This window comes from Planococcus ruber (assembly GCF_022819085.1).
Classification (GTDB): domain Bacteria; phylum Bacillota; class Bacilli; order Bacillales_A; family Planococcaceae; genus Planococcus; species Planococcus ruber.
The window spans coordinates 639781-664033 of record NZ_JALHAG010000001.1 but is presented as its reverse complement, the minus strand read 5'-3'; the positions used below and the strand labels follow the sequence as shown (position 1 = coordinate 664033).

General features: G+C 48.3%; 25 protein-coding genes. 3 read left to right on the top strand and 22 right to left on the bottom strand.

Annotated features, from left to right (window positions below; all coding sequences use genetic code 11):
• Window positions 1-102 precede the first annotated feature (102 nt).
• Both MTR82_RS03345 and MTR82_RS03340 read left to right on the top strand, forming a co-directional pair.
• Window positions 103-621, top strand: coding sequence for an RNA polymerase sigma factor (locus MTR82_RS03345; protein ID WP_246807719.1), 519 nt, complete (start codon window positions 103-105; stop codon window positions 619-621).
• A complete protein-coding gene (locus MTR82_RS03340) occupies window positions 614-1948 on the top strand; it encodes a DUF4179 domain-containing protein (protein WP_246807717.1) in 1335 nt (444 codons plus the stop codon). Before MTR82_RS03345 ends, MTR82_RS03340 begins: the two co-directional genes overlap by 8 nt.
• A gap of 271 nt (window positions 1949-2219) precedes the next feature.
• On the opposite strand, the gene MTR82_RS03335 is transcribed toward MTR82_RS03340, so the two are convergent.
• From MTR82_RS03335 to gnd, 17 genes are all read right to left on the bottom strand, one after another.
• Window positions 2220-3353 (bottom strand): DUF3885 domain-containing protein, encoded by a 1134-nt coding sequence (locus MTR82_RS03335; RefSeq protein WP_246807716.1) that lies wholly within the window; start codon window positions 3351-3353, stop codon window positions 2220-2222.
• On the bottom strand, window positions 3346-3786 hold the full coding sequence (locus MTR82_RS03330; RefSeq protein ID WP_246807713.1) for a hypothetical protein: 441 nt from the start codon (window positions 3784-3786) through the stop codon (window positions 3346-3348). Before MTR82_RS03330 ends, MTR82_RS03335 begins: the two co-directional genes overlap by 8 nt.
• A complete protein-coding gene (locus MTR82_RS03325) occupies window positions 3783-4421 on the bottom strand; it encodes a class I SAM-dependent methyltransferase (RefSeq protein ID WP_246807712.1) in 639 nt (212 codons plus the stop codon). The genes MTR82_RS03330 and MTR82_RS03325 overlap by 4 nt, the downstream gene beginning before the upstream one ends.
• 168 nt (window positions 4422-4589) lie before the next feature.
• Window positions 4590-5096: a GNAT family N-acetyltransferase gene (locus MTR82_RS03320; protein WP_052649752.1), complete on the bottom strand. Its 507-nt coding sequence runs from the start codon at window positions 5094-5096 to the stop codon at window positions 4590-4592.
• 16 nt (window positions 5097-5112) lie between these two features.
• Complete coding sequence (locus tag MTR82_RS03315) at window positions 5113-5688, bottom strand: nucleotidyltransferase family protein (RefSeq protein WP_246807709.1); 576 nt, start codon at window positions 5686-5688, stop codon at window positions 5113-5115.
• Window positions 5689-5694: 6 nt separating this feature from the next.
• Complete coding sequence (locus tag MTR82_RS03310; RefSeq protein ID WP_246807707.1) at window positions 5695-6399, bottom strand: Type 1 glutamine amidotransferase-like domain-containing protein; 705 nt, start codon at window positions 6397-6399, stop codon at window positions 5695-5697.
• Entirely contained in the window at window positions 6396-6944 is a 549-nt protein-coding gene (locus MTR82_RS03305; protein WP_246807705.1) for a GNAT family N-acetyltransferase, read from the bottom strand. Before MTR82_RS03305 ends, MTR82_RS03310 begins: the two co-directional genes overlap by 4 nt.
• Before the next feature lie 157 nt (window positions 6945-7101).
• The gene (locus MTR82_RS03300; RefSeq protein ID WP_052649744.1) at window positions 7102-7731 is read right to left on the bottom strand and encodes a nitroreductase family protein; all 630 of its coding nucleotides are present in this window, start codon (window positions 7729-7731) and stop codon (window positions 7102-7104) included.
• Between the two features lie 101 nt (window positions 7732-7832).
• Entirely contained in the window at window positions 7833-8393 is a 561-nt protein-coding gene (locus MTR82_RS03295) for a GNAT family N-acetyltransferase (RefSeq protein WP_425023639.1), read from the bottom strand.
• Window positions 8394-8501: 108 nt separating this feature from the next.
• Window positions 8502-10382, bottom strand: coding sequence for a putative bifunctional diguanylate cyclase/phosphodiesterase (locus MTR82_RS03290; RefSeq protein ID WP_246807703.1), 1881 nt, complete (start codon window positions 10380-10382; stop codon window positions 8502-8504).
• Between the two features lie 38 nt (window positions 10383-10420).
• Entirely contained in the window at window positions 10421-11347 is a 927-nt protein-coding gene (locus MTR82_RS03285; protein WP_246807701.1) for a DMT family transporter, read from the bottom strand.
• A gap of 177 nt (window positions 11348-11524) precedes the next feature.
• Window positions 11525-11932: a GNAT family N-acetyltransferase gene (locus MTR82_RS03280; RefSeq protein ID WP_246807695.1), complete on the bottom strand. Its 408-nt coding sequence runs from the start codon at window positions 11930-11932 to the stop codon at window positions 11525-11527.
• A gap of 56 nt (window positions 11933-11988) precedes the next feature.
• Complete coding sequence (locus MTR82_RS03275; protein WP_246807694.1) at window positions 11989-12453, bottom strand: DUF4181 domain-containing protein; 465 nt, start codon at window positions 12451-12453, stop codon at window positions 11989-11991.
• A gap of 27 nt (window positions 12454-12480) precedes the next feature.
• The gene (locus tag MTR82_RS03270; RefSeq protein ID WP_246807693.1) at window positions 12481-14136 is read right to left on the bottom strand and encodes an FAD-binding dehydrogenase; all 1656 of its coding nucleotides are present in this window, start codon (window positions 14134-14136) and stop codon (window positions 12481-12483) included.
• Window positions 14137-14549: 413 nt separating this feature from the next.
• The gene (gntK, locus tag MTR82_RS03265; RefSeq protein WP_246807692.1) at window positions 14550-16097 is read right to left on the bottom strand and encodes a gluconokinase; all 1548 of its coding nucleotides are present in this window, start codon (window positions 16095-16097) and stop codon (window positions 14550-14552) included.
• A 66-nt stretch (window positions 16098-16163) separates the two neighbouring features.
• The gene (locus tag MTR82_RS03260; protein ID WP_052649733.1) at window positions 16164-17504 is read right to left on the bottom strand and encodes a GntT/GntP/DsdX family permease; all 1341 of its coding nucleotides are present in this window, start codon (window positions 17502-17504) and stop codon (window positions 16164-16166) included.
• A 36-nt stretch (window positions 17505-17540) separates the two neighbouring features.
• A complete protein-coding gene (gnd, locus tag MTR82_RS03255) occupies window positions 17541-18425 on the bottom strand; it encodes a phosphogluconate dehydrogenase (NAD(+)-dependent, decarboxylating) (RefSeq protein WP_246807691.1) in 885 nt (294 codons plus the stop codon).
• A 126-nt stretch (window positions 18426-18551) separates the two neighbouring features.
• Between gnd and MTR82_RS03250 the strand changes: the two genes are divergently transcribed.
• Window positions 18552-19403, top strand: a complete 852-nt coding sequence (locus tag MTR82_RS03250; protein WP_246807690.1) for a MurR/RpiR family transcriptional regulator — start codon at window positions 18552-18554, stop codon at window positions 19401-19403.
• A 76-nt stretch (window positions 19404-19479) separates the two neighbouring features.
• On the opposite strand, the gene MTR82_RS03245 is transcribed toward MTR82_RS03250, so the two are convergent.
• From MTR82_RS03245 to MTR82_RS03225, 5 genes are all read right to left on the bottom strand, one after another.
• Window positions 19480-20013, bottom strand: a complete 534-nt coding sequence (locus MTR82_RS03245) for a chromate transporter (RefSeq protein ID WP_246807689.1) — start codon at window positions 20011-20013, stop codon at window positions 19480-19482.
• Window positions 20010-20516 (bottom strand): chromate transporter, encoded by a 507-nt coding sequence (locus tag MTR82_RS03240; RefSeq protein WP_052654296.1) that lies wholly within the window; start codon window positions 20514-20516, stop codon window positions 20010-20012. The genes MTR82_RS03245 and MTR82_RS03240 overlap by 4 nt, the downstream gene beginning before the upstream one ends.
• Window positions 20517-20602: 86 nt before the next feature.
• Window positions 20603-22207: a gamma-glutamyltransferase family protein gene (locus tag MTR82_RS03235; protein WP_246807688.1), complete on the bottom strand. Its 1605-nt coding sequence runs from the start codon at window positions 22205-22207 to the stop codon at window positions 20603-20605.
• A gap of 60 nt (window positions 22208-22267) precedes the next feature.
• Window positions 22268-23272 carry an ABC transporter ATP-binding protein gene (locus MTR82_RS03230; RefSeq protein ID WP_246807687.1) on the bottom strand — a complete coding sequence of 335 codons (1005 nt, stop codon included), beginning with the start codon at window positions 23270-23272 and terminating at the stop codon, window positions 22268-22270.
• Window positions 23238-24251 (bottom strand): ABC transporter ATP-binding protein, encoded by a 1014-nt coding sequence (locus MTR82_RS03225; RefSeq protein ID WP_052649721.1) that lies wholly within the window; start codon window positions 24249-24251, stop codon window positions 23238-23240. The genes MTR82_RS03230 and MTR82_RS03225 overlap by 35 nt, the downstream gene beginning before the upstream one ends.
• Between the last annotated feature and the right edge of the window lie 2 nt (window positions 24252-24253).

Below are 24253 nucleotides of genomic sequence, written 5' to 3'. Positions count from 1 at the left end.
AGTCTGACAAACAGCTGTTTCTGGTGAAGTTTTTTATTTTTCCCATGAACTTTTTAGTTGGTGTACAGTCTAATAGTAAAGATGCCTAAAGGAGGCGGGTTGATGGACAGCCTTGAGATGAGCCAGCGGGCCATCGCAGGAGACGAAGAAGCGTTTCTTGCATTGATGCAGCTGCATAAAGAAGCATTGCTCCGCACGGCATTCGCTTTTTTAAAAGATGAACATAGCGCGCTTGAAGCGCTTCAAGAAACGACTTACCGGGCATATATGAAAATTCATACCGTGAAGAACCCCGCCTATTTAAAAACCTGGCTGATCCGCATCATGATGAATTATTGCCAGGATCAATTGAAGAAGAACAAACGGCTCGTCATGGATGGACGGGCGAATGAAGCGAGCACCACCAGCAATTTCGAACAATTGGAATTGGCTGAAGCCCTCGCTTCCCTGAACGAAAAAGAGCAGCAATTGATTTATTTGAAGTATTTCCAAGATGTCAAAATCAAAGACATTGCGGCGTTGGAAAAGGTCCCGGAAGGCACGGTGAAATCGCGCCTGCATAAAACCCTTCGGACCCTCCGCCGCCATTTCGAAGGCAAAGGAGAGATGGATCATGTATGACAGAGAAGAAGAAAAGCTCGCATCGCTCAGACAGCGATTGGATACAGAGACCCTCCCTTCGGAACAGGCGGACGCCGCGATCTTTCAAGGAATGGAACGGGCAAAACGCGAGAAGCGTTTGACTCGAGTTCGGAAGAAACGCACCCTTTGGACTCTCGCTGCAGCGGCTGTCCTGATCCTCGCTTTTGCTACGAGCATTCGGGTATCGCCCGCTTTTGCGAACGCGGTTGCTGTTATTCCCGGCCTGGAGAAATTCGTGGAGTTGATCGAACAGGACAAAGGGCTCAGCGGCATTTTCAAAAACGATTATTACCAAGCAATTGGAGCGTCCGAACAGCAAGGCAACCATACGTTGACAATCGACGGCCTCATTCTTGATGAATCGGGCATGAACGTTTATTACACAATCGAGTCTTCTGAATCGCTCGAAGACATTCAAGTGAAGAACGCGCGATTGAAAAACACGAAAGAGATTCCGCCTTATAGCATGTCTCTTGGCGGTCCCCATGACGGAAAATCGCCAAATCGGTATACCGACCACATCGAGTTTTATTTTGAGGACCCGATGGTGTTTGATGATTTGGCATTCGGTTTCGAGTTATCTGCAACTGTTTCCGGCGAAGAAGTACTCTTCAGTGTGCCTTTCACCGTCCCTGAAGATATCAAACCGAGTCTCGTGTTCGCTTTAGATGAAGTGGCGGAAATTGAAGGGCAGAAAATCATTATCGAAGAAGTCATCATCCACCCACTTCGTGCAGAGATCAATATTTCATTGGATCCAACGAACTCCATGAAGATCCTCCAGTTCGAAGACATGCGGCTGGAGGATGAAAACGGAAATGTATGGGGATCGATGTTGAACGGCTTCACCTCTACAGGAAACCTCTCAGAAGGAAGCATTTCATACCTGCTCCAAAGCAATTATTTTGAACAGCCGGGCGAACTTTATTTGCGATTCAATACAGTCCAGGCATTGCCGGTCGAAGAAGCATTTTTAGTCATTGATACAGAAAAAGGGGAATTGATTAGTGGTCCGAAAGATGCGCGATTTTCAATGGAAAAAGCCGATCAAAAGGAAGCCATCTTCGCACTTTCCGGAATTGAGGATGAAGCGCATCGATACGGATTAACGACGGGGATTGAAGACGCCGAAGGGAAAAGATTCTATCCATCCTCCGAATCGATGTCGACGCCGGACAATGAAATCCAGTGGACGGTCGAATTCGGGACGACCGATTACACCAATCCGTTGCGTCTCGAGCTATTTGCCTACCCAAACCGCATCAAAGGCGATGTGAAGGTGGAATTGAAGAATCCGCGGGAATAGGACATGGGGCCCTGGAATGTGTTTTATTCCAGGGCTTCTTTTTTAAGGATAGAATGGAAGACATAAAATGGAAAAATTTTCTTTTATTTTATTTCTTGCATCCAGCATTTTCATTTACTTGCCTTAAAACGCCACATACTGTCCGTTCACCTCAAAATACTGTCCATTCGCGCACAAATACTATCCTTCCGACCCAATTTACTTTCCACGCTCTAGAAACCTAAAGAAAAAAGGCTGATTCATCTAAGAATCAGCCTCTCTTTTATGCGAATCATTCTACTACATCAATCAATTTCGGATAAATGTCTACAAAATACGCTTCCATCTTGTTCTCCAACTGCTTTCCAAGCGCTTGGTAAGCTCCATCGGCTTGTTGTACAGCTTGCAGAAAAGCGTCTTCTTTTCGTTCGTCTTGCTCCAGCTCTTTATAAAGCTGCCAGATGTCCTTCAAGTAGCGCTGCTCGATTGCTGCGTATTCGCCCGCTCCAATTTTCTCCAAGATTAAGGTGAGTTTCTCAAGATAAGCATCAATGCCCTTCTCTTCAATCAACTCACTGCACCAATTCAGCAAAATTTCATGCCCGCCGCTTTCATTCTCGGAATAATACTGAAAAAGGATGGAAAGTTCATCGGCGGTCGGATCTCCGGAAGGAAAGTCCATGTTACTGATAGCTGAGATTACGGCATTCCAGATGTCCTCTTTGTTTTGCAATTCGCTTCTCTTCATTACCGGCTTCATCGTGTTCCCTCCATTGAAAACTTGATCGATTTTCAGGCGGTCGTAATCCAATATCCAGCCGTTGAAAGCTTTATACATCGGGCGGATCGCTTCTACAGACGCGGCAATCAAGTCGCACCCTCTGTCGTCATACACATGGAAAACGGTTTTCCGGGTTTTATTGACGATGAAGATCTCCTGGTAGACCGTTTTTTTGAATCCCATATCTTCGTTGCAGCATTCCTTCAATAAACCCGGGTAGTCCACCTCGTTTCGCCGGCACGGCAAAACGAAAAAATGGCTTTTGTGGTGTCCTTCTTCGTTGTCTTCCGGAATCACGTACGGCCGTTCTTGATGCAACAAGCGGTAACGCAGCGATTTCTTTTTCACATAGCGCGTCATCAAAAGCTTTTTGCGGTTTCGCTTCAAGTCGCCAAAATCCGGGAGATGCGTGACGATGTACAATTCATCCTGTTCGGCGTGGGCCGCTTCAAATAAACGAATGGCCCGGCTATAAACGTTTTCAAGATAAGGACTGCCTTCATACCCTAAACCTTTGTTCCAGTGAGTGCCCAGTTCAAAACGAATCCCGGTTGGCCACGAATAAAATAAAGCAGGCAACAAGGTCAAATCCGAAAAATGGCTGTCCATGAAGGACGTGAAGCTGTCCATTCGCGTTTTATTCATAAGCATCCCTTTTCTCTTTCTCAAGAAGCCAAGGCACTTCCAGTTCAAATTCCCATTGCAGGACCGGTTCCGGAAATCCTTCCGGCACTAAATCCGTTTGATCTGAAAAATGGAATCTCAATCCATCTTCTTCAGCCACTGCCTGTTTTGGCCCTTCGACCAATTCGCCGACCACGTGGTAAAACCCCATATAAAGAAGCATATCCTTCCCGTCATCTTCTCCTACAAAAACTTCGCCTTCTTTTTGCGGATCGATGCCGAGCCGTTCAAAATGAGTTTGCACTTGTTCCGGAAACGAGTCCACAGCCAAACTGTAATTCTCGCAGTGATGGCAGCTGCAATCTTCGGTAATTGGATGGTGGGTTTTATAGAATTCCCGTGTTTTTTCCGTATCGAGTTTCACCGTCCACGGTCCGATTTTCACCGTTTTCATCTAATCGCCTCTGGATCCAGTACAATGACACCGCCGCAATGCGAAAGCGGATAAAACTCGCATTGGAAAAGGTTTTCCAAACTGTTTTTTATTTCCTCGTAGACGAAGTAATGCTCTGATTCATCCCAGTAGCCCTCGCTGTCTTTTCGGCATTTCTCCAAGTCCGCACGGGTTTGGAACGCAATGTCCCCGATATAGATTTTGCCTTCTGCCGAAAGCAGCGGCAGCAAGCTCTTGAGGAAGTCGACTTTTTGTTCATCCGAGAGGTGATGCAAAGCGTAAGTGCTGACAATCGCATCGTATTTCCGGCCTGCCAGCTCGTTCGGCAAACCTTTCGTGATGTCCCATTCCAACAAGTTGGCGAACGGCATTTTCGCTTTCGCAATGGCAATCATTTCCGATGAAAAATCGATGCCGTCGATCCGGTGGCCGTTTTCATATAATCGGCTCGCCAATATCCCCGTTCCGAAACCGATATCCAGCACCTCTGCATTTTCCCGTTCTCTGATTTCGTTATAGATGGCATTTAAAATTTCCTTGTATCCGGCAAACGGGTACTGATTATTTTCCTCACTCTGCTGAACTGTTTCGTCATACTGCCCTGCCCATAAATCAAAACCTTGTTTACTCAACATTGAATACTCCTCCTGTTAGCTGGACCAAACCGAGAGTATTCCCCACTCTTCAGCTGGTTCGCTGTTTTCCTCGTTTTAATTGCCCTTTACTTAATCTTGCCTGTTTCATTCCAATCTCCACCTTTCATTGTTAATCAAATATTAGCATAATTTTACAGAAAAATACCCTTAAACTTTCAATGCATAGACCCATACTTCTTTTTCATTCATGACGATTTTTTTCTCCAATGCCATGCCGATCGATTCAGCTACTTTTTGCGAAGCGATATTCCCGGGTTGGATGAGGGAAATGAAGCGTTTTTTCGCCAGGTAATGTGTGCCGTAATAGCGGAGGCCATTCGCTGCTTCTTTTGCATAGCCTTGCCCCCAGAATTCCTTGGCGATCCAGTACCCGATTTCCAGTTCCGGCTGCCCTTCGACTGTCTGTCTGACAAGCCCCGCATGTCCAATCGGCTTCCCGTCGCTTTTCCGGATAAGCACGCGCAACCCGAAATCCGGATCTTCCCGGTACGAGCGGTAAATCCAGTACAAAAACTCCACTGCGCCTTCACGGGTCCGTGTATTGCCGTTGCCGATATAGCGGACGACGTCAGGATCCGACAGCATGGAATAAAGAAATTCGAAATCTTCATCCCGATAGAGCCGGAAATCCAATCTTTCTGTCTGTATTTTCATGGTGATAGTCCTTTCGCTAACTGTTTTGGTTCACCTGATAAATCGTTAATCTTGGCCATCTTAAAAGCCAGTTCTTTGTCTTCAGGCGATTTTCGTAAACCGTTCCCAGTTCTTTATTTTCAATGAAATGCGGTGTCGGCCTTACGATTAAATTCAATGCATCACTTATTCCGCAAGGAGCTGCTAAAATCAATTGTCCCCGTTCATCCAGTTTAACTGCAAGTGCCGTTGCGGTTTCCGGAAATTTTGAGATGGCATCGATAGAAGAAGCGTATGGCGGAAGATCATTGATGCGTTGCATCCTCGCCTCATTCTTCACCGACCAAGGCAAATCAGGCATCAGCTGATGAAGCTTTTCTTCATAGCGCTTTTCCTCCGCTTCATCCACCGCTTCCGGATTAAAGTAAACCACATCAATATCCCCAAGCGGCGTCCGTTCGTTAAAGCCGTGCAACGCATCCCAGAGTTTGGTGCGGACAAAGCCTGCGCAAATCCACCAATCCGGCAGATCCAATCGCTTTGCCGCTTCCAATACAGCCATCATCCACGCGTCAGCTTCGATCGCTTGCAAAATATCCTGTTCGTTTTTCATTTATTCTCAGCCTTTCTGATCCCCCAGATACACGACAGGCAATTCGACTTCCTGCAAAGCCTCTTTATAAGAAACTTCATACGCTTTTGCAGCCTGCCGGGAACTGACAACCCGATGGAGTTCTGTGCCGATATAATGCAAGGCGGCTCCATCATCTGCGGCTATTCCGCCTTTTATCGCTTTTAATGTAATTGAGCGCTGGTATACCGGCCGCCGGTTTTCTTCTCCGTCGTAATGCGGGCAATTGCTTCCGGCTAAAAAACCGAGGCAGTGAATCGGCTCCAAGTGGTCTCCGTAGGAATCCGTGATGCCATCTTCAAACCAGCAAAGGGATCCGGCACTGATGCCCGCAAGCACCGTCCCTTGCTCCCAAGCTTTTCGAATGATGGCGTCCAATCCCCAGTCTTTCCATAGAGCCAAAAGGTTTTTGGTATTACCGCCGCCAACGTAGAGAATATCCTGAGCGAGGACAAATTCTTCAAGATCTCCGGCAGGCGGTTTGAATAGTGAAAGGTGCGTCGGCGAACAGTCCTGCTGCTCAAAAAAATCATAGAAACGCTGCGTGTACGTTTCCGAATCCCCGCTCGCTGTCGGGATAAAACAAATTTTAGGCTTTATTTTTCCTGATTGCCGAAGAATGTATTGATCCAATAATGGGTTTTCCGGCTCCATCGAAAAACCGCCTCCCCCAAGCGCAATAATCTGTTTCATTCTCTTTTCTCCCATTCCGGCTTCAATAGAGAAAAAATCAAGGCATCATGCGACTCGCCTCTTTGATAGATGTAGCCGCGCAGCCGTCCTTCTTCGCTGAATCCAAGTTTTTTCAAGAGCCCGCTTGATGGTTTATTCTCCGGGAAAGTTACGGCGCCTAACCGGTAAAATCCGCGTTCTTCAAAGCAATACCTCAAGATTTCACTGACCGCCTCTTTCGTAATTCCTCGTCCCCAGTAATCCGGATGCAGTTCGTAGCCGACTTCCGCTTTCTTCGAGCGGTTATTTAAATTATTCAATCCTATTGTTCCAAGAAATTGCCCGTTCTCTTTCCAGATGATTCCCCAGCGCATGCCCTGGCCGCTTTCGTAGCCGAATTGGAAGGCATCAATGAGACGGGCAGCTTCTTCCGGATCGGTCAGACTTTCACTCCCGTAATATTTCGTTACTTCATCCCGTGACATGATATCAAAAAACTCGTCTTTGTAGCGCTGTGTAATATGTACTAAATTTAATCGTTCCGTTTCGAATACCGGAAATGCCATGTGGTCGCCTCCTTAAGAAATCCATCTACCTGTCTTCGCCACGAGGAGCGATTTCCCCTTTTTACGCCCAAGTTTAGTTGAAATACGCCCAACTCCGCCGATTGGCCGCGCTCCAATAAAAAACCTGAACTGCCGGCCGGCAGTTCAGGTTTTGTTTTCAGATGAATTTTGCTACGTCTTCCAACGGCAGACGCGTTGTGCCGAATGCTGGAGCTGCTGCTTTTCCGACAGCGATCAACACAATCGGGAAAAGATGTTCCGGCAGTTCGAATCTCTCTGCGAATTTCGCTTTGTCGAAGCCGCCCATCGGAATTGTGTCATAGCCGCGCTCTTTTGCGACCAGCATCAACTGCATGGAGACAAGGCCCGCATCAAATGCCGCAATGTTCATGCGCGCTTCTACAGGAGCGTTCGGGTACATTGCATACGTATTAGCGACGGTCCGTTCTTTGATGGACTCGTCCATATGCCCGGCTTCCACATTTTGCGTGTAGATTTTCTCAACGTTCTTGTATGCGTCGATATTGCCGAGCACAGCGATGACCGCTGATGATTGCTCGACTTGCGCTTGGTTGTTCGCAATCGCGCGCAATTCTTTTTTGACTTCCTGGTCTTGGATCACGATGAAGTTCCAAGCTTGAAGGTTGCTGGAAGATGGTGCACTTGTTGCAAGCGTCAGCATTTCTTCCAATTCTTCTTTTTCAATCTTAAAGTTCGGATCGTAGACACGCACCGACTTTCTTTCTTTCATTACTTTATATAAGGGTGATTCTACGTTTACTGACATGAAAATGCCTCCTCTATTTACACTTACTTTTAGTAAGTCGCAAAGAGTAATTTATCACGCAGCTTTTAAGGTGTCAAAGAAGTTGAACCGAACGCCTTCTGTCAGTCGTTCGGGTTGATGATGGCGAGCATTTGATGGTCTTCCCAGACGCCATTGATCTGAACGTTTTTCTGGCTGATGCCTTCTTTATGAAAGCCTGCTTTCTCCAGAACCCGGATGGACGCGATATGATCCGGTTTCACCCCTGCTTCGATGCGGTGCAGCAATAATTCTTCAAACGCATAGCCGACGAGCAGTTTCACTGCGTCTGTGGCATAGCCTTTGCCGTTATGGTCCTGGTCCACCGTATAGCCCATAATAGCGCTTTGCACAGGCCCGCGGACGACTTGGACCAAATTGATGCTGCCGATCAAGGTGCCGTCTTTTAAGAACATCCCAAAATTGTATTCTTTGTCTTTTTGACGGTTTTCTTCTTGCCTTTGAAGCCTTGCTGCCTGGCCTTCCAGCGAATAGTAATCCGGGCTTCGCGTCACCGAAAATTGTTCAAAGAGTTCCTTGTTCTTGATCTCCACTGCTAAAATGTCTCCCAAATCTGCTTCTGTTAATTTCCGCAGCATAATCTTTTCGCTTTCCATACTTTTCCCCATTTCTACTGGAATCATCTTATCCTTCAACTTTATCACATTTTTAAAAATTCCATGGCGGCCTGAACCTTCCATTTCAAATAAATAAAAGCCGGCCCTTTTATGGACCGGCTTGAAAGATTCTTTTTACTGCAGCCCACTCGAAAGTTCGCCTGCGGATTTATTCCATTGTTTGATTTTATGGATTTCGACCGGCTTCGCGTAGTAATAGCCTTGGACTTCCTGGCAGATCAGCTGGCGAAGGAAGGTGCTTTCCTCTTCCCGTTCAATGCCTTCTGCGAGACAAGTCAGTTCAAAACGCTCAGCCATAGACGTGATCGTTTCCACAATGCGCTGGCTGTTTTGGTTGCTGTCGACCCGATCGATGAACTCGCGCGGCACTTTGATTTTATCCACTTTGACTTTTGCCAGAATGCCGAAAGAAGAGTAGCCCGTCCCAAAGTCGTCGATGGCAATTCGAATGCCGTGGGACCTTAGTTCTTCAATTTTTTGCAAGTCTTCCATCCGGTTTTCAAACAGCGACCGCTCCGTCAATTCAATTTCCAGGCGTTCCGGCGGGAATCCGGTCTTTTGCAGGATGGCCAAAGTTTCTTCGACGAACTGCTCTTGCTGGATTTGAATGAAGGATACGTTCACCGCCAAATTCAACGGCTCTTCCGAAAGCTCCGTCAGTTCTTGCACTTGCCGGCAGGCACGTTCTAAAATCCAATTTCCGAGCGGCACGATAAAGCCGTTCTTCTCAGCAATTTCGATAAAGATTCCGGGAGAGATGATGCCCAGCTCCGGATGCTGCCAGCGCACGAGCGCTTCGACGCCCACCATCCGGTTTGTCTCCAATTGAACTTGGGGCTGATAAACGACACAGAATTCCTTTTCTAAATCCGCTTGGTATAAAGCTTCAGAAATGGTGACTTGGTTCATGCTGTCGCGTTTGATTTCTTCTGAACAATATACCCAGCGGTTGATGCCCGAATCCTGTGCTACGTCGAGCGCGAATTGCGCATGCCGCATCAATTCATCGCTGGTCTGGCCGTCTGTTTTGGAACAGCTCGTCCCGATGCTGAAGGTCAGCATGTAACGGTGGTTTTTCAATTCGTAAGGGGCGGACAGAGCCTGCAGGATGTCTTCAAAATAGGACGTCACTTCTCTCTGCCCCAACTTATTTTCTACGGCAATCAAAAATCTGCTGCCTTCCGCTTTTGCCAAATATGAATCACCTGTCAATTTCCCTTCCAAACGCTGCTTCACCAATTTCAACAGTTCATCACTCTGTTGATGCCCAAGCACATCATAAACCGATTGGAAATGATTGATTTCAATTTTGCCGACGATGAAATGCTTTTCTTTTAGCATGTAATCTATGTATAAGTTAAAATCCATCCGGTTCGGGATTTTCAGAAATGGATCCTGATACGCCACCTCTTCTGCTTGGTCCATATAATGAACCAGCATCTTTTCCCGCTTGTTCATCGATCTCAGCCCCCAGTAAGCGAGGCCGGCAGCCAAAATCATCAACGACAGACGGAAAATATGATGGTCTGTGCCAATGGCGACGATCTGCTCTTTCGGCATGAGGACGGCCAAGCTCACCAATACGGCAAGTGACACCGCCAGTACGTAGGAAACCAGCAAAAAGCTTTGCAGGATCAATGCCACCATTAAATATAAAAAGACGACTGCCCAGATTGAAACTGCCACTTCATCGATAAAATAAAACAGAATAAGCGGAATCGACACGTAGTTAATGGCATATAAATGCTCTATAACCGTCCCCTGAATCGTCGTTCTCCCGAGCCATAGCGAAAACCCGCCTAAAATAAGCATGGCAAGAGGCACCGGATATTCGTTGAGCGTAGCGCCTTGTTCATTGGCGACCACAAACCAGCCAAACGCCAAGCCGCCTATAATATTCCCCCAACCGATGACATACCCGATCAAACTGTAGAAACGTTCCTTCAATCGATCCGCTTCACTTATGTAACTTCCATTCATGCGATGAATGTTCATCTATTCAAACTCCATTCAAAAAAACTTTTGCTGCTCCGTTACGACGCTTTTTTTCGGTTCGCCTTCCGGGCTTTCATTCGCCAAAGCTCTTCTGCTGCTCCTGAGCCAAAAAGCACGCCGAACATGATGACGATAAATCCGACCACATGCAGTCCCGTAATCGTTTCCCCAAGGAAAACGGCTGAACCGAGCAAAGCGAACAATGTATTTAAATTTATGAAGACCGCAGCTTTGGGCGGTCCGACTTGGCCTAGTGAATAATTGTACAGCATATGCCCAAGTGCTGTCGCGATTACCCCGGAGGCAATCATCAACAGCCAAAACGCCGCATTCATTTCAGCAAACATCCGCCATTCCCCCGGCTCTTGGATCAAACTGATGAGAAACAGGCCGACCGAACCCATTAAAAACATATAGCCCGTCTGCAGCCTTGGATCCAAGGTTTTCGAAGCTCTGCTGATGACTAAAAAACTCAGCACCTGTCCAAGAACGGCGAGGACGACGTATATATCACCGAGAGAGATCCGGCTCGTTTCGCTGTTTCCGGATAAGACCATCGCTGACACGCCAATAAACCCGAGCATCAGGCCGATCCATTGCAGTTTGGACGGGCGCAAGCGAAGAAGCGACAAGCTGAAAATAGCGGTTAAAATGGGGCTGGCTCCGAGGATCAATCCTGCATTTGTACCGGAAGTCAGCGACAGCCCCACCGAAATAAAGTAATGGTGGATGACGACATTGAGCAGCGATCCGATCCCTACGTACCGCCATTCCTTTATCGTGAGCTTTCGGACCAGGCCAAAGGAAAAGAGGACCCCAAAGACCATAAGCGCCGCCAAAAAAATACGGAGGGACGTCATGGTCACCGGCCCCATTTGCGCCGTTAAATATTTTACCGCCGGAAGATTGACGCCCCAGACGAACATAATGGCGATCAATAATAAATAAATTTTAAACCGATTCATGTGCACCCCTCTTTTTATCGGCTGCCGTTCCCTTTTTCTTAACCTTAAGCTGTCAAAAAGGGGGGCTTATCACCATGTAATGTCTTAGATTTCCCTTTATCCAGATCCTTGTAAACACATTTTTGGCTGCTTTAATAGAAAAGTATCAAAAAAGCCGTTCCGCTGAAGCCGGAACGGCTATTCTTTCCATGTTTTCCGGAAACCGTAGAATGGCCGGAATTGCTGTTTTTCATAGAAGGCCTTTGAATTTGCACTTGCCAGCAGCTCCATCCGAGTTTTCGGATAAAGCGCATGCACATGTGCCAGAAGCGCTTGGCCAATGCCGCTGCCGCGCTCTTTTTCATCGACGAGCAGCTCACATATATACAAAGTGACATATCCGTCCGTCAGCCCTCTGACGCAGGCAATCACTTTTCCGTCTCGCTCGGCAACAAATGCAATTTGAGAGTAGTGCCAGGCGGATTTTGTTTCTTCTTGCTTAGCTGCCAGATTGGTCCACCCTTCTTTTTCGTTTAAGCGGTGGATGGCAGGGAAATCTTTTTCTTCGTAAAGGCGTATTGAATAATTGGATGTTTTGATTGTCATGATTGGGATTCCTCTATTCTAAACTGAATAATATTTCTTGCAGAAACAATAAAATATTAAGCACTCAGCAACTCCCCTACAACATCCGGAAATGCTGCATAAGCCAACGTGATAATCACGAGGATCGCCAGCGGGAACTGGATCAAAGTGAAAAGGTAATCATTCGGATTTTTCGCATGCTTTTTCTCCATAACAGCGCGGACGGTTTCCTGGATCGCACCAAATATGATAAAGATGAAAAACATGTAAATTTGAATTGAGTAGAACGCAAAAATGGCAGCGACGACAATCGCAAAGACCGCCACCATCCGAATGGTCCAATCGATTCTTTGATGCTTTTCATTTACATAATTATTAGAAAACTTTTTTCTTCGCTCGACGCCTAACATTTTTCGCAACAGCATATTCAGAAGGAAAATCACCACGGCGCTTCCTATTAAGAAAAACGCCATGCTCCACCAGAATTCCGAGGTGTGTTGAGTGGTGTATTCAGGCGGCAAGCCGCTCGGATAAGTATTCAAGCCCATCTTCTCCTTTCAGCTTTCGTGTTATTTTGGTCGATTCGCTATCGCACGGCCTGCCACTCTTCCTGAAAACAGGCAGCCGCCAAGGAACGTCCCTTCAAGCGAGCGGTAGCCATGGACACCGCCGCCGCCAAAACCGCATACTTCTCCCGCAGCATAAAGTCCGGGAATCGGCTGGCCGGTTTCATCAAGGACGCAGGCGGACAAATCCGTCTGCAAACCGCCGAGCGTTTTGCGGCTGACGATGTTCAAACGGACCGCAATAAGCGGACCTTTCTTGGGATCGAGTATTTTATGCGGCGCCGCTACCCGAATCAGCCGGTCGCCCCGGTAGTTTCTCGCGCCCCGCAATGCCGTGATCTGAAGGTCTTTTGTAAACGCATTATCCATTTGCCGGTCTCTGGCCATGATTTGGCGCTCAACTTCTTTATAATCCACTAGATTTTCGGCGGTCAGCCGGTTCATGCCAGCGACCAGCTCTTGTAATGTATCCGCGACGATAAAATCTTCCCCTTTATCCATGAAGGCCTGAACTGGTGCCGTCGCTCCTTTTCGCACGCGCGACAGCACTTGCGGAATGCTTTTGCCGGTCAAATCAGGATTCTGCTCCGAACCGGACAGGGCGAATTCCTTCTCAATCATCGCCTGCGTTAAAATAAACCATGAATAATCGAAGCCGCTCTTTTGAATGGTTTCAAGGGTGCCTAAAGTATCGAATCCCGGAAAGTTGGGTGCCGGAAAACGTTTGCCGGTGGCATCAAACCACATGGATGACGGCCCTGGCAAAATCCGGATGCCGTGTTTGTGCCAGACCGGATTCCAGTTTTTGATGCCTTCCGTGTAATGCCACATCCGGTCGCGGTTCACAAGCCGGCCGCCTGCTTTTTCGGTGATGGCGAGCATGCGCCCGTCCACATGGGCCGGAACACCCGACAGCATATTTTCAGGAGCAGCACCTAAGCGCTCCGGCCAATTCTTCCGAATCAATTCATGGTTTCCGCCGATGCCGCCGCTCGTCACCAAGACCGCTTCTGCATGATAAAGAAAGTCTCCCACCGCGTTTCTGGAACTCGCTTCTCCTCTGGCTGCGCTGCTCGGCTCAAGCACCGACCCAAACACTCCTGTAACGTTATGGCCGTCTTTGACCAATCCGTCTACTTGATGGCGCGGCTTATAGTCGATCAATCCGGCTTTTATATGCGCACGCACGCGGCGTTCAAAAGGTGCTACAATTCCCGGGCCGGTTCCCCAGACAATATGGAAACGCGGCACGGAATTGCCATGCCCTTCCGCCAAATAGCCGCCGCGTTCTGCCCAGCCGACGACAGGAAAAAACCTGATGCCCATACTTGCCAGCCATGCCCGCTTTTCGCCCGCTGCAAAACCCACGTAGGCTTCTGCCCATTTTTTCCCCCAATAATCTTCGTCTTGTTCCCGGTCAAAACCGGCTGCCCCAAGCCAGTCCTGCCAAGCCAGTTCTTTTGAATCCTTGATGCCCATCCGTTTCTGTTCAGGTGAATCCACCAGAAACAATCCGCCAAATGACCACCATGCCTGCCCGCCGATTGAAGCTTCAGGTTCTTGGTCCAATAATAAAACCGTTTTTCCCGCATCGGCAATTTCCGCTGCCGCTACCAACCCTGCTAAACCGGCTCCCACTACAATCGCTTCGTATTCCACGCCGCCATCCCCTTTGCAGTCCGCTATTCTTTCTTCTCTCATCGTAGCAGAAACGATTGGTAAATTATAGGTATTTTCTGTCAATTTGTCGGATTGGGTATAGAATCAGCAAGGATAGAGAATTTATTTCGCTTCGGATTTGGTTGATATTGGAATATTTTCTTGTCGTTTAAAAAAATTTTAAAGAAAAGCGGTCGAAATTGCGGCGAACGCGCGCAAATCACTTTGAACGCGCGCATTTCTGTTTGAACGCACGCAAATTTCAGTGAACGAGCGCATTTTCATTTGAACGCGCGCAAATGCACGGTCATGGAGAAAACGCAGCTTTCAAATAAAATAAAAGAAAATATTTCCACACACAATTTCCGGAGCAATAAAAAAAGCCGAAACCATCAATCGGTTTCGGCTTTCTGCTATCCTTCCAAATGCTTTCGCTGGAATTCAGAGATGCTTTCGTATTCCTCCGTCAATAAACGCGATAAACGGATGTAGATCGGCAGCAATTCCCGGTAGATTTCACTCGTCGCAGCTTCCGGGTGATGGGTATGGGTTTCGCCGATCATTTCCGAAACGATGGAAAAGTCATGGATTTCACCAAGCGCATACATGCCAAGCACGACGGCGCCAAGGCAGGAACTTTCGAAGCTTTCCGGTACGATGACCGGCTTATCGAACACATCCGCCATCAGCTGGCGCCACATTTCCGAACGCGCAAAGCCGCCGGACGCTTGAATCCGTTTCGGTTCGCCGGTTAATTCCTCCACTGCCAGAAGGACGGTGTATAAATTGTAGACGATGCCTTCCAGAACGGAGCGGATCATGTGCTGTTTCTGATGGTGGATGCTGAGTCCGAAGAATGAGCCCCGGGCATTGGCATCCCATAGCGGCGCCCGTTCCCCGGTCATATACGGATGGAACAGGAGTCCGTCCGATCCCGGGTTGACTGTAGAAGCAATTTTGGTCAATACGTCATAAGGGTCGATGCCAAGGCGTTTCGCCGTTTCCACTTCGGAGGAAGCGAACTCGTCCCGCAGCCATCTTAAAACGATGCCGCCGTTATTGACCGGCCCGCCGACGATCCAATGGTCTTCCGTCAACGCATAGCAGAATGTCCGCCCTTTTGGATCCGTTTTCGGAACAGGTGAAACGGTGCGGATAGCGCCGCTTGTGCCGATGGTGACGGCGATGACGCCCGGTTCGATGGCGTTCACGCCTAGATTCGCCAAGACGCCGTCGCTCGCCCCCACGACAAACGGCAGCTGTTCAGGAATTCCCATGAATGCGGCGTATTCCGGAGCCATGCCTTTCATTTGATGGGTCGTCGGCACAGGCCGCGACAATTTGTCTGGTGAAATGCCGGCCAGTTCGAGTGCTCCATGGTCCCAATCCAATTGCTCCAAATTAAACAAGCCGGTCGCAGAAGCGATGGAATGGTCCACTGCATATTCACCGAACAGCTTATAGAAGACATATTCTTTAATGCCGATAAATTTAGCGGCTTTTTCACAAACTTCCGGCTTTTCGTCTTTCAGCCAAACCAATTTCGCAAGCGGCGACATCGCGTGGATCGGCGTTCCGGTGCGCAAATAAATGGCATGTCCATCATGCTGTTCCTTGATTTTTTTCGCATGCCTTGAGCTTCTCGTATCCGCCCACGTGATGCTTTTCGTCAGCAAGTTTCCTTCGCTGTCTACCGCAATCAGGCTGTGCATCGCCGAACTGAATGATACCAATTTCAATTGATCCGGACCGATTCCGCTTTTTCGGATTGTTTCCCGTACGGTTCCCAGCACAGCGCGGAAAATTTCTTCCGGATCCTGCTCCGCGACGATCGGGCTCGGTGTATCCAGCGGATAAAGAATCGTATCGCTGGCGATAACGCTTCCTTTTTTATTGAATAAAACCGATTTTGTTGATGTCGTGCCAATATCGACTCCTAAGTAATATGCTTGTTCAGGCATAATGGCCCTCCTTTTGAATACAAGAAAAAGAAAAAGGCACTCTCCCTTTTTCTTTTTCAAAATTGTTTAAATGAAGAAACTGATGACGAGCACCACGACGAATCCGGTTAGCCCGATAATCGTTTCCATGACCGTCCATGATTTCAGTGTATCTTTCACATCAAGCCCGAAATACCGGTTCACCAGCCAGAATCCGGAGTCGTTGACGTGTGACAGGACGGTCGCACCAGAAGCGATGGCAATAACGACAAGGCCCAGTGCCGGACCGGTCATATTCACCATTTCCAAAAGCGGCGTGATCAAGCCGGCTGCAGTTACCATCGCAACGGTTGCCGACCCTTGTGCCACACGTACAGCGGCAGCGATCAAGAATGCCAAAACGATTGGCGGAAGCGGCGAACCCGCCATCATATCTCCAAGCACTTCTCCAACGCCTGAATCGATTAAAACTTGTTTGAACACACCGCCGGCTCCAGTGACCAGAATGATGATTCCGGCTGGCTCCAGCGATTTCGTTGCAATGTCTTGGACTTCCTGGCGTGTATAGCCGCGTTTCGTTCCAAGAATGTAGAAAGTTAACAAAGTAGCGATTGTCAAAGCCACAAACGGGTGGCCAAGGAAGGTTAAAATATCCCGTACTGTATTTCCCTCTTCCAACATAACCCCTGAAACCGTATTCATCAAAATTAAAATAAGCGGAATGAGAATCAGGAACGTGATCAAGCCGAAACTTGGCAGTTCCTTATCGTACTCTTTCTGTTCCAATTCCATATATTCCGGAATGGCCACATGAATTTTCTTTCCTATGTACCGGCCGAATAGGGGTCCGGCTAAAATCATTGCAGGAACCCCCGCAATCGCACCGAATAAAATGACCCAGCCCATGTCCGCATTGACCAATTGCGCTACCGCGATCGGTCCTGGAGTTGGCGGGATAAAACTATGTGTAACGGCAAGACCCGCTAACAGCGGAATGCCGTAATGGAGTAGCGACTTTCCTGTTTTTCTCGCCAAGCCATAAACGATCGGCACCAAAATGATAAAACCGACATCGAAGAAAACCGGAATCGCGACGATAAATCCGGTAAGTCCAAGAGCCCATGGCGCTTTTTCCTCTCCGAATTTACTGATCAAAGTACCAGCTAAACGCTCAGCACCGCCCGAGACTTCGAGCATTTTCCCGAACATCGCACCAAGCCCAACGACGACTGCGACGAATCCGAGTGTTCCGCCCATTCCGCTTTGAACCGATTCGACGACTTCACCGAGCGGCATGCCCGCTGCGATGCCGACCAATAAGCTGACAAGCAATAAAGCGACAAACGCATGCAATTTCGTGCGCATGACTAAAAACAATAAAAGAAAAATACCTGCTACTGCTACCAAAATTAATGTTGAACCTGACATTTTCGTCCCTCCTCTTTCTCTAAACCGCTGTGTGCCTTATTTTTTTTCTACTGCATGGCCGCCGAATTCATTGCGCAGCGCTGCTACGACTTTGCCTGTGAACGTATCGTCTTCCAACGAGCGGTAGCGCATCATCAGCGACAACGTAATGACCGGGGCGGGAACATTCAAATCCAATGCCGTTTCCACTGTCCACTTGCCTTCGCCTGATGAATTCATGACGCCGCGGATGCCATCCAGTTTCTCGTCTTTCGAAAAGGCATTTTGCGTCAAGCCCATCAAATACGAACGGATGATGGATCCGTTGTTCCAAACGCCTGCCACTTTTTCGTAGTCGAAATCGAAATTGCTTTTATTCAGAATTTCAAAGCCTTCTGCGATGGACTGCATCATGCCGTACTCAATGCCGTTATGCACCATTTTCAAGAAATGGCCGCTGCCAGGCTCTCCTGTATACAAATAGCCGTCTTCGACCGAAATGTCCTGGAAGAGCGGTTCGATTTCCTTGAACTTCTCCGCGTCTCCGCCGATCATCGAACAAATGCCTTTGCGCGCCCCTTCTGTGCCGCCGCTTGTGCCGCAGTCAAAGAAATAAAGCCCTTGTGCTTTCAATTGTTCCGCACGGCGAACGGTGTCTTTATAATTGGAATTTCCGCCGTCAATGATCGAATCGCCTTTGGCTAATAGCGGCGTCAACTCGGAAATGACCGACTCCGTGATTTCACCTGCCGGCACCATTAGCCACACTGTGCGAGGCGTTTCCAATTTCTCGACAAGCTCTGCAATCGAAGCCGTTTTTTTGAAACCGTTTTCTTCAATTACCGCATGGCTGTCATAGCCGATCACTTTATGTCCGTGGTCCACCAAGTTAAGAGCCAAATTCAAGCCCATTTTGCCTAAACCGATTACACCGATTTGCATAATAAAACCTCCTGTATATGAAAGAATATTTTTCCGAATTAAAAATATTATATCAAATATTTTTCCATACACAACATGTTATTCTATAATTAAAGGAAACTCCCCAAAGAAATGAGGCGCGAATTGATGAAAGAACAGCCCTTTGCGCTGGCTGCCATTCGAGGCAGTTACCGCCACTTCAGCGAAAAAGAAAAAAAGATCGCCGACTATGTCTTGAACGATCCGAAAAATATTATCCATTTGACCATCAACCAAATTTCCGATGAACTCGGCTTAGCGGAGTCCACCATCTTCCGTTTCTGCCAGCGAATCGGCTTTAAAGGTTTTCAGGCTTTCAAGATTTCATTGGCCGCTGAAGTCGTAGCGCCGCTGAAAGATATCCATGAAAAAATCGAAGAAGGCGACAGCGTCGAGAGCGTCACGGAAAAAGTTTTCCGCTCTAATATCAAGACGTTGGAGGATACGCTCCAGATTGCGGACGCAGAAGCAATGGAACAAGCGGTCGATGCAGTCATGGACGCGCGCCGAATCGAGTTTTTTGGAAACGGAGGCTCGGCTGTCATCGCCATGGACGGCTACCATAAATTTATCCGGCTCGGCCTGCAGGTATCGATCAATCTCGATGCCCATATGCAGCTGATGGCCGCTTCACAGCTTCAGCAAGGAGACGTGGCCATTGTCATTTCCCATTCCGGCTCCACCAACGATGTTTTAGATGTACTGCGCATCCTGAAAGAAAAAGGCGTCACCATCGTTTGCGTCACCAATTTTGGCAAGTCTCCGCTGTCTAAAGACGCGGATATCGCCTTGTACACCTCATCGGAAGAAACGGATTTCCGTTCCGAAGCCCTTTCTTCCCGCATCGCCCAGCTCAGCCTGATCGATGCCCTTTATACGAACTTGATGATCGCCCGCGGAGAAGAAGGCAAAAAAGCCCTCCAAAGCATGCGTGAAGCCATGTCCCAAAAACGCCTGTAAACTAAAAAATATCCGGCAGCCTGTCGACAGGCTGCCGGATATTTTTCTTAGAAAGAAAATAAATGGTTTTATTCGATTAAATTAAACTGGTAGCCCCGCCATACGCCAGGGCCAGCACAATGATGAATGCCGGATGAATTTTTCTGATTTCAAGCATCCAGTAGCTGACGACGATCAGCACGACCGTTTGAATGCCGCCAAAGGATTCCGTTGAAGTCATAAAAAATTGGAGCGTCATCGCGCCAAGCAATACGGCAATAAGCGGACGGATTAACTTGGTGATGTTTTTTACTTGCGGCGAATCCTTGTACTTCATTAAGGTTGCCATTAGGAGGAGCATCAAAAACAGCGAAGGCGCCACAGAAGCGAACAGACCGACAATAGACCCCAAGACGCCGCCTTCCATATACCCGATATAGCCGGCCATTTTCGTCGCAATCGGGCCCGGAAGCGCATTTCCAAAAGCCAATACTTCGCCAAATTCCTGCGTGCTCATCCATCCGTACCGATCCACCACTTCTTTTTCAACCAGCGGAATGGACGCCGGCCCTCCACCGTAGCCTAAAATTCCAGGAATAAAAAACGCCAGAAAAATGGACCAGTAAATCACTTTGCTCCCCCCTTCCTTTTTCGGGGCATTAACACAATCACTAAAATGCCAACAATCAAAAACGCCGGATGAATGTTCAGCACTTCCATCAATACGGCAAACACGACTGTTAACCCGACTGCCCGCTGCCAGCCAAGAGATTCTCCGGACTTTTTAAAGAAATCCCAGGTCATGACGGCCAACATCACGCCGACAACCGGAACCACAGCAGCGGACATGCCATTCACCCATTCGACGTCTTTAAATTGCTGCAGCATGCCCAGCAATAAAACCATCAGCAGCACTGTCGGAACGACCGAAGAAACTAATGCCACTAAACAGCCCATGAGGCCGTTCACCCGGTAGCCGATATAGCCGGCCATTTTCGTCGCAATCGGTCCAGGCATGGTGTTCGCCAACGCAAGGGTATCCCCGAATTCATCTTCGGTCATCCACTTGTACTTTTTCACCGCTTCCCGGTGAAAAAGCGGAATCGCAGAAGGGCCGCCTCCGAACCCCAACATGCCGACACGGAAAAAGGCGGCAAAAATGTCGGCATTTGTTTGCAGGCCGGAAACGCTGCTTTTTTGCCCTTGTGTTTTATCTTCGCTTACCAAACAGCTATAGCTCCGTCTGTCCGCGCTTCTGTGCCGCCTGATAAAACGCCTGTTTCCGGATTGCGCCAAATAATCTGTCCTCGGCCGAACGCCCCGCCATCAGTGGAAGCTTGGATTTGATGGCCTTTTCGCGTTAAGGCCTGAGCTAAGTAATTCGGGAATTCCGGTTCAACCAAGACCGTTTTCCCTTCGATCCACTGCCACCTTGGCACATCAAGAGCCGCTTGCGGATTCAGCAAATAATCAATGGTGTTCGTGACGACTTGAAAATGCCCTTGCGGCTGCATATAGCCTCCCATCACCCCGAACGGGCCGACAGCTTTTCCGTTTTTCGTCAAAAATCCTGGAATGATGGTATGGTAAGTCCGTTTGCCGCCTTTTAAGACATTCGAATGCTCTTCTTCAAGAGAGAAATCAGCGCCTCGATTTTGAAGGCTGATGCCGGTGTCCGGAACAACAATTCCAGAGCCGAAGCCCATGTAATTGCTTTGAATATAGGAAATCATATTTCCTTCTTCATCCGCAGCCGATAAATAGACCGTGCCGCCTTTAGGCAATTCATAAGGAACCGGCAAAGAAGCATTTTCTCCAATGGTTTCAGCCCGTTTTGCGGCATATTCCTCCGACAGCAAATGCTCCACACTTACAGGCATTTCTTCCGGTTCGGTGATAAATTCCTTGCCGTCTGTAAAGGCAAGCTTCATCGCTTCAATTTGTTTGTGGTACGTCTTTGCATCTTGCCATTTCGGCTCCCCCAGATTTTTGAAAATGTTGAGGGCCATCAAGGCAACCATCCCCTGCCCATTCGGCGGGATCTCCCACACATCATACCCGCGGTAATTAACCGATACCGGATCTACCCATTCCGGTTTGAATGCCGCCAGATCTTCCGCCGCTAAAAAGCCTTTATGCTGCTGGACGTAATCGGTTATCTTTTTTGCAAGCGGCCCTTCATAAAATGAGCGGGCATCGGTTTCGCCGATTTCCCTCAATGTAGCCGCGTGCCCTGGCGAAGTCCATACTTCCCCGATTTCGGGAGCTTTTCCGTTCGGCGCGAACGTATCAAACCATGCCTGGTATTCTTCGGTGGTAAAAGAAGCTTTAAATTTATCGTACGCCAATTTCCAATATTTACCTAAAATCGGCGTTAACGGATATCCTTCTTCCGCATAGCGGATGGCCGGTTTTAATACCTCGGATAATGGGAGTTTTCCAAACTTGCGGGATAACTCTGCCCAGGCTGCCGGAGCGCCGGGAACCGTAATCGGCACTACGCCGTGCACAGGCATTTTGGTAAAACCGAGCGCTTTGACCGCTTCGGGTGAAATGTTTTTGGGTGATGGCCCTGAACTGTTTAATCCGTGCAGTTTGTCTTTTACCCAAACGAGCGCAAAGGCATCTCCGCCAATTCCATTCGAGGTCGGTTCTACGACTGTTAACGCAGCGGCAGCGGCAATCGCTGCATCGATCGCGTTTCCGCCATTGTGCATGATTTCAATTCCTGCTTGCGCAGCAAGCGGCTGGGACGTCGCCACCATTCCCTTTTTCGCAAATACCGTGTTTCGTTTTGAGCCGAACGGGTGCAATAAATAATCCATTGAAATACCTCCAGTATCAGAATAAAAGCCAGCTGCAGGGAAACATTCCCCGCACCCGGCTCACAGTTCTTCGCCAGCAAAATGGCATGCCGCGAAATGGTCTTTTTCTTGTTCGATAAAAGCGGGTTTCTCTACCTTGCAAATATCTTGCGCCATCGGGCAGCGTGTATGGAATACACAGCCGCTTGGAGGATTTGCCGGATTCGGCATATCGCCTACTAAGCGGATGCGTTCTCTTTTCGTGTTCATCTTCGGCCTTGGAATTGCAGACAGAAGCGCTCGAGTATAAGGGTGAAGCGGATGGCTGAAAATTTTCGACACATCGGCCAATTCCACCGTGTTGCCTAAATACATGACCAGCACGCGATCACAGAAATACCGTACAACTCCTAAATCGTGAGAAATGAATAAATAAGACAAGTTGTACTTTTCCTGCAAATTCTTCAACAATTTCAGCACCTGCGCCTGAACCGATACATCCAAAGCCGAAACCGCCTCATCGCAAATGATGAATTGCGGGTTTAAAGCGATGGCCCGTGCGATGCCGATCCGCTGCCGCTGTCCGCCGCTGAACTCATGGGGATAGCGGTCATAATGCTCCGCTTTTAGGCCGACTTCTCTCAGCAAATCGACCACGGCATCTTTTCTCTCCTGGGCCGGCATGTTGGTATGCATTTTAAACACTTCATCTAATGCATGGCCGACGCGCTGCCTTGGGTTCAAAGAAGCGTACGGATCTTGGAAAATCATTTGCATTTCTTTTACGAATTTCTTTTTTTCTTTCCTTTTTAAGTCCTGGATTTCCTCTTCATTGAAACTGATTTTGCCTTCAGTCAATTCCTCAAGGCCGAGAATGGTGCGGCCAAGAGTGGATTTTCCGCAGCCGGATTCGCCTACTACGCCAAGGCTTTCGCCTTTGTACAATTTTAAGGAGACAGATTCAACAGCCTTCACATTTCCTTGAACGCGTTTCAATACGCCGCCTCTAATGGGAAAGTATTTTTTTACGCCTTCTAATTCTAACAAAACTTCACGCTCGGACGGCCACTTTGTTACGGTGTTCATGCAATTCGCCCTCCTTTTCAGCCAGCCAGCAATTCGTGCAATGCCCATCGGACACGGTAAATTCCGGCGGCGCCTCCACCTTACATTTATCCATAGCGAATTTGCAGCGCGGATGGAAGCGGCATCCTGAAATTTGTTCATTCAGCCCCGGCATGTTGCCTGGGATGGGTTCCAGTTCGAAATCGGGATCATCGACATTCGGCACTGAATTCAGCAAGCCGACGGTATATGGATGCTGCGGATTGTTGAAGATTTCTTCTACCGGCCCTTCTTCAATCTTCTTGCCCGCGTACATGACCATTACCCGGTTGGCAACTTCCGCCACGACGCCCATGTCATGGGTGATCATCAACACACCCATATTGAGCTTTTCTTTTAAGTCGTTTATTAAGTCAAGAATCTGCGCTTGAATGGTGACATCCAGCGCCGTCGTCGGCTCGTCTGCAATCAGCAGGCTTGGATGGCAAGCCAGGGCCATCGCGATCATGACCCGCTGGCGCATGCCCCCGCTCAATTCGTGCGGATATTGGTTCAAGCGTTTTTCCGGATTGGGAATTCCCACTTGGCGAAGCAATTCAATTCCTTGTTTGGATGCTTCCGCTTTTGAGATTTTGTGGTGCAAAAGCAAAGGCTCTCTCAACTGGTAGCCGATCGTCAGCACCGGATTCAATGCCGTCATCGGCTCCTGGAAAATCATCGATATTTTATTGCCCCGCAGCTTCCGCATCTGTTCATCTGAAAGCTTTTGGAGAGGTTCGTTGTCCAACAGGACCTCTCCGCTTTCAATGACTCCATTAGATGCCAGCAGGCGCATGATGGATAGCGACGTAATGCTTTTTCCGCATCCGGATTCTCCGACAATGCAAAGCGTTTCTCCTTTATCGACATGAAAAGAGACATCTTTAACCGCTTGCAATGAACCCTCAGATGTACGAAACGACGTCACTAAATTTTTCACTTCAAGTAATGCCTCTCTCATAC

Excerpts from the sequence above, each read along its gene's own strand:
- MTR82_RS03235 (WP_246807688.1), bottom strand. The coding sequence starts at position 22,207 with ATGGATTATTTATTGCACCCGTTCGGCTCAAAACGAAACACGGTATTT.
- MTR82_RS03340 (WP_246807717.1), top strand. The coding sequence starts at position 614 with ATGTATGACAGAGAAGAAGAAAAGCTCGCATCGCTCAGACAGCGATTG.
- MTR82_RS03305 (WP_246807705.1), bottom strand. The coding sequence starts at position 6,944 with ATGGCATTTCCGGTATTCGAAACGGAACGATTAAATTTAGTACATATT.
- MTR82_RS03250 (WP_246807690.1), top strand. The coding sequence starts at position 18,552 with ATGAAAGAACAGCCCTTTGCGCTGGCTGCCATTCGAGGCAGTTACCGC.
- MTR82_RS03295 (WP_425023639.1), bottom strand. The coding sequence starts at position 8,393 with ATGATTCCAGTAGAAATGGGGAAAAGTATGGAAAGCGAAAAGATTATG.
- gntK (WP_246807692.1), bottom strand. The coding sequence starts at position 16,097 with ATGCCTGAACAAGCATATTACTTAGGAGTCGATATTGGCACGACATCA.
- MTR82_RS03325 (WP_246807712.1), bottom strand. The coding sequence starts at position 4,421 with ATGTTGAGTAAACAAGGTTTTGATTTATGGGCAGGGCAGTATGACGAA.
- MTR82_RS03280 (WP_246807695.1), bottom strand. The coding sequence starts at position 11,932 with ATGACAATCAAAACATCCAATTATTCAATACGCCTTTACGAAGAAAAA.
- MTR82_RS03260 (WP_052649733.1), bottom strand. The coding sequence starts at position 17,504 with ATGTCAGGTTCAACATTAATTTTGGTAGCAGTAGCAGGTATTTTTCTT.
- MTR82_RS03230 (WP_246807687.1), bottom strand. The coding sequence starts at position 23,272 with ATGAACACCGTAACAAAGTGGCCGTCCGAGCGTGAAGTTTTGTTAGAA.
- MTR82_RS03320 (WP_052649752.1), bottom strand. The coding sequence starts at position 5,096 with ATGAAAATACAGACAGAAAGATTGGATTTCCGGCTCTATCGGGATGAA.
- gnd (WP_246807691.1), bottom strand. The coding sequence starts at position 18,425 with ATGCAAATCGGTGTAATCGGTTTAGGCAAAATGGGCTTGAATTTGGCT.
- MTR82_RS03310 (WP_246807707.1), bottom strand. The coding sequence starts at position 6,399 with ATGAAACAGATTATTGCGCTTGGGGGAGGCGGTTTTTCGATGGAGCCG.
- MTR82_RS03290 (WP_246807703.1), bottom strand. The coding sequence starts at position 10,382 with ATGAACATTCATCGCATGAATGGAAGTTACATAAGTGAAGCGGATCGA.
- MTR82_RS03345 (WP_246807719.1), top strand. The coding sequence starts at position 103 with ATGGACAGCCTTGAGATGAGCCAGCGGGCCATCGCAGGAGACGAAGAA.
- MTR82_RS03300 (WP_052649744.1), bottom strand. The coding sequence starts at position 7,731 with ATGTCAGTAAACGTAGAATCACCCTTATATAAAGTAATGAAAGAAAGA.
- MTR82_RS03285 (WP_246807701.1), bottom strand. The coding sequence starts at position 11,347 with ATGAATCGGTTTAAAATTTATTTATTATTGATCGCCATTATGTTCGTC.
- MTR82_RS03335 (WP_246807716.1), bottom strand. The coding sequence starts at position 3,353 with ATGAATAAAACGCGAATGGACAGCTTCACGTCCTTCATGGACAGCCAT.
- MTR82_RS03225 (WP_052649721.1), bottom strand. The coding sequence starts at position 24,251 with ATGAGAGAGGCATTACTTGAAGTGAAAAATTTAGTGACGTCGTTTCGT.
- MTR82_RS03330 (WP_246807713.1), bottom strand. The coding sequence starts at position 3,786 with ATGAAAACGGTGAAAATCGGACCGTGGACGGTGAAACTCGATACGGAA.
- MTR82_RS03315 (WP_246807709.1), bottom strand. The coding sequence starts at position 5,688 with ATGAAAAACGAACAGGATATTTTGCAAGCGATCGAAGCTGACGCGTGG.
- MTR82_RS03240 (WP_052654296.1), bottom strand. The coding sequence starts at position 20,516 with ATGTTGGGGTTCGGAGGCGGCCCTTCTGCGATTCCGCTTTTTCACCGG.